Source organism: Brevundimonas sp., from assembly GCF_036677305.1.
Lineage (GTDB): Bacteria > Pseudomonadota > Alphaproteobacteria > Caulobacterales > Caulobacteraceae > Brevundimonas.
On record NZ_JAKFEB010000182.1, the window covers coordinates 1 to 4,107 of the forward strand.

Sequence of the window (4,107 nt, forward strand, 5' to 3'; positions counted from 1 at the left end):
CTGGAACATGACGGGATCGCCGCCGCCGGCCGGGTCGAAGAAGCTGGTGCCGAAGTTGCGGTCGGCCAGCAGCATGGTGATGGCGCCGGCCAGGACGGGCAGCGACAGCAGCAGCAGGAAGGCCGTGATCAGCACCGACCAGGCGAACAGCGGCATCCGGTGCAGGGTCATGCCCGGCGCGCGCATGTTGAAGATGGTGGTGATGAAGTTGATCGCGCCGAGGATCGAGCTGGCGCCCGCGACGTGCAGCGAGAAGATCGCCAGATCCATGGCCGGGCCGGTGTGGCCGGTCGTGGAGAGCGGCGGGTAGATGGTCCAGCCGCCGCCGAAGCCCTGGCCCGGTCCGCCGTCGACGAACATGGACAGGCAGAGCAGCACCCAGGCCGCGACCAGCAGCCAGAACGAGACGTTGTTCATGCGCGGGAAGGCCATGTCCGGCGCGCCGATCATGATCGGGACGAACCAGTTGCCGAAACCGCCGATCATCGCCGGCATGACCATGAAGAAGATCATGATCAGGGCGTGGGCCGTAACTGTGACGTTGTAGCCGTGCTTGGACGCCTCGACGAGGCCGAGCTTGTCGATCAGACCGCCCTGGACGAAATACTGGATGCCCGGTTCCGCCAGTTCGAGGCGGATGAAGCCGGACAGGATGCCGCCGACCAGGCCCGCCATGATGGCGAACAGCAGGTACAGCGTGCCGATGTCCTTGTGGTTGGTCGACAGGAACCAGCGGGTGAAGAAGCCCGGCTTGTGGTCGTGGTCGTCATGACCGTCGTGGTCATAGGCGAGGTTTTCGGCTGCGGTGGCCATGATCTGGGGGCTCTCGCGGATCGTTACTGGGCCGCCGGCGCCGCGGCGGGAGCCGAGGCGGAGGCAGCGGGTTGGGCGGCGCGGCTGGCGTCGGGCGTCGTCGCCGTCTGGGCCGTCGGGATGGAGGTCGGGGCGGCGAGAGCGCCTTCTGACACGGTCGGGGCTCCCGTGGTGCCGGCGGCGACCTGGGCGGCGGTGCCGCCCGGGGCCTGTTCCGGGGTCTTCGGCGTCATCGAGCCGCCCTTGGAGGCGACCCAGGCTTCGAATTCGGCCTGGGTGACGACATTGATCTGGATCGGCATGAAGGCGTGGTCGACGCCGCACAGTTCCGAGCACTGGCCGTAGAAGGTGCCGACGCGATCAGCGCGGAACCAGGTCTCGTTGACGCGGCCGGGAACGGCGTCGGTCTTCAGACCGAAGGCCGGCAGGGCGAAGGCGTGGATGACGTCGGCGGCGGTGACCAGCACGCGGACCGTCTTGCCGACCGGCACCACGATCGGCTCGTCGGCGGCCAGGCGGTACAGGCTATGCGGCATGCCGCGCTGGGCCAGTTCCTCTTCCGGCAGCATGTTGGAGACGTATTCGGCGATGCCCTGGTCCGGATACTCATAGGCCCAGTTCCACTGGTTGCCGGTCGCCTTGATGGTCAGGTCCGGCGTCGGCATGTCGTGATAGGCGAACAGCAGGCGGAACGAGAACAGCGAGATGCCGACCAGGATCAGGACCGGCAGGACCGTCCAGATCACCTCGATCAGGGTGTTGTGGCTCCATTTGGCCGGAACCGGATTGGTCTTCTTGTTGTAGCGGACGACGATCCACAACAGCAGGCCCAGCACCAGCAGGGTGATGAAGGTGATGACCGGCATCAGGATGATGTCGTGGAAGAAATGCGCCTGGACCTTCAGCGGCGAGGCGGCCGGCTGCAGCCCGAGGGCCCCGTCGGTCGGCTGACCCACCAGTTCCTTCGCCCAAGTCGGCGTGGCGGAGAATACGGCCAGGCACAGGGCGGTGAAACCACCGCCGATCAACGCCCGGGCCCGCGTGCCCATCCCCATGCGAGACATCCTCATATTACCGTTTCGTCGCAAACACTTGCGAGACAATCGCAAGCAGGCGCCCGGACTGACGCCCGCAGCGGTTCTTCGGGCGGTCCATATCGCCCCCTCTGACGCTTGCCAAGCGATGTGCAAGATATTGCGCTCCGCTGCGGCCATCGGCCCACGGATTAATTCGCCGTCATGTTATGACAGCTACCTTGCGTCACCAGATACCTTGCGATACGTCTTCTCCATCAGAGGAGGACGCCCGGTGCCCGAAACAATCGAGATACAGCTGAAGAAGGGAGTGCTGACGCTATGCGTTCTCGCGCTTCTGAACCGGCATGACAGCTACGCCTATGAGATCGCCGCGACCCTGTCGGACGCAATCGACATGGGCGAAGGGACGATCTACCCGCTGATGCGCCGGCTGCAGTCCGACGGACAGGTCGAGACCTATATGGTCGAATCGGCGTCCGGGCCGTCCCGCAAATATTATCGCCTGACCGACGCCGGCCGCGGCGCCCTGGAGGCCCAGACGGCCGAATGGCGCGCCTTCGCCCGCGCGGTGGAATCCGTTCTCGACGGCGCGGCGCCCGCCGCAGCGTCTGTGAAAAAAGCCGACAAGGGAGCTGAACTATGACGCGCGCCGAATTCATGGGCCGTTTGCGCCGCGGACTGGTCGGCATGCCGACCGCCGCCGCCGCCGACATCGCCTCGGACTATGAGACCCATTTCGAGGACGGAGCCGCCGCCGGCCGCTCCGAAGCCGAGGTCGCGGCCGCCCTGGGCGATCCTGACCGTCTCGCCCGCGAACTGCGCGCCGAGGCCGGCGCCCAGCGCTGGCATCAGGAGAAGAATCCGTCGGCCGCCGCCGGGGCCGTGTTCGCGGTCCTGGGACTGGGCGCGATCGACCTGCTGATCCTGCTGCCCATCTTCATGAGCGTGGTCGGCGTGCTGTTCGGCTTCTTCATGGCCGCCGTGGGCCTCTTCATCGGCGGAGGCGCGGTGATGATCGCCGGTCCGTTCGCCGGCTTCCCCGGCGGCGTCGCCACGGCGATCCTCGGCGGCATCGGCCTGATGGCCGGCGCGACGGCCCTGGGCGCCCTGACCGCCATCGCCACCATTCTGCTGGTCAACGCCACGGTCTGGTACGCCCGCCTGCACTATCGCCTGCTGAAGCCCGCGCTGGAGCCCCAGGCTCAAGCCGACGGCAAGTTCTGAGGGAGGAACAGACATGATCCGCACGCTTCTCATCATCACGGGCGCCAGTCTGGTGCTCTGCGTCGCCACCCTGTCAGGAGCCGCCGCCATCGGCGGCAACGACCTGGCCCGTCACGGCTGGGAGTGGACCTTCCATGACGGCGACCGGTCCGAGACGGTCACGTTCGAACGGAGCGACAACAGCCCCCCCGTCACCCGCAACCTGGCCTGGACCGGCGGCGATAGCCTGGCGGTCGAGATCCCGGGCGACGTGACCTACGTCCAGGGCGACACGCCCTCGGTCGTGATCACGGGCCGCAAATCCCTTGTCGACCGCGTCAACCTGATCGACGGGCGTCTGACCTGGGACGAGAACGACGACGAAGACCACGTGGTCTTCGGCTGGAGCAACAACAGCCGGCTCCGGGTGGTCGTCACCGCTCCCGCGGTGAAGCGTTTCGACCTCCAGAGCTCGGCCGACCTGTCGATCCGGGGCTACGACCAGCCGACCTTCGAGCTGAACGTTTCGGGTTCGGGCGACGTCGACGCCTCGGGGGAGACCCGGACCGCGAGGATCGACACCACCGGCTCCGGCGATTCCGATCTGTCGGGACTGCGCCTGACCGACGCCGACATCGACACCTCCGGTTCGGGCGACCTTCGGGTCGGCCCGACCGGGACCGCGACGATCGACATCTCCGGCTCGGGCGATGTCGATCTGACCCGCCGGCCGGCCAACCTCACCCAGTCCGTCTCGGGTTCGGGCGACATCGATCAGAACTGACCCGGTGACGCGAGGGCGGTCAGCCCCTATTTGGAACCCATGACCGTCCTCGTATCGCCTCCCGCCATTCTCGACAGCGCCGACGTCAGCGCCGATGAAGCCCTCTCCATCCTGCAGGGCGCCCTCGAAGGGGCCGACGACGGGGAACTGTTCCTCGAACGCTCGGAGAGCGAATCACTGGTCTTCGACGACGGCCGGCTGAAATCATCCGCCTGGGACGCCAGCGAGGGCTTCGGCCTGCGGGTCGTGGCGGGCGAGACCGCGGGCTAC

The 4,107-nt window shown here is 67.1% G+C and carries 6 protein-coding genes; 4 read left to right on the forward strand and 2 right to left on the reverse strand.

The features are described 5' to 3' along the window. Both V6M42_RS10615 and coxB read right to left on the reverse strand, forming a co-directional pair. On the reverse strand, positions 1-813 hold an 813-nt coding region (locus V6M42_RS10615; RefSeq protein ID WP_332678448.1), incomplete at its 3' end, for a cbb3-type cytochrome c oxidase subunit I. 23 nt (positions 814-836) lie between these two features. Continuing rightward, on the reverse strand, positions 837-1,868 hold the full coding sequence (gene coxB, locus V6M42_RS10620) for a cytochrome c oxidase subunit II (RefSeq protein WP_332678449.1): 1,032 nt from the start codon (positions 1,866-1,868) through the stop codon (positions 837-839). Between the two features lie 253 nt (positions 1,869-2,121). On the opposite strand from coxB, the gene V6M42_RS10625 reads away from it, so the two are divergent. The 4 genes from V6M42_RS10625 to V6M42_RS10640 all read left to right on the forward strand — a co-directional run. Further along, positions 2,122-2,493: a PadR family transcriptional regulator gene (locus V6M42_RS10625; RefSeq protein ID WP_332658103.1), complete on the forward strand. Its 372-nt coding sequence runs from the start codon at positions 2,122-2,124 to the stop codon at positions 2,491-2,493. Further along, positions 2,490-3,074, forward strand: a complete 585-nt coding sequence (locus tag V6M42_RS10630; protein WP_332658104.1) for a DUF1700 domain-containing protein — start codon at positions 2,490-2,492, stop codon at positions 3,072-3,074. The genes V6M42_RS10625 and V6M42_RS10630 overlap by 4 nt, the downstream gene beginning before the upstream one ends. A 13-nt stretch (positions 3,075-3,087) precedes the next feature. After that, positions 3,088-3,837 (forward strand): GIN domain-containing protein, encoded by a 750-nt coding sequence (locus tag V6M42_RS10635; protein WP_332678450.1) that lies wholly within the window; start codon positions 3,088-3,090, stop codon positions 3,835-3,837. A 39-nt stretch (positions 3,838-3,876) separates the two neighbouring features. Continuing rightward, positions 3,877-4,107, forward strand: a 231-nt coding sequence (locus V6M42_RS10640; protein ID WP_332678451.1) for a PmbA/TldA family metallopeptidase, incomplete at its 3' end; no start/stop codon positions are given.

Bases quoted from the DNA above. Each gene is read 5' to 3' on its own strand.
- V6M42_RS10635 (WP_332678450.1), top strand. From the start codon at position 3,088: ATGATCCGCACGCTTCTCATCATCACGGGCGCCAGTCTGGTGCTCTGC.
- V6M42_RS10630 (WP_332658104.1), top strand. From the start codon at position 2,490: ATGACGCGCGCCGAATTCATGGGCCGTTTGCGCCGCGGACTGGTCGGC.
- coxB (WP_332678449.1), bottom strand. From the start codon at position 1,868: ATGGGGATGGGCACGCGGGCCCGGGCGTTGATCGGCGGTGGTTTCACC.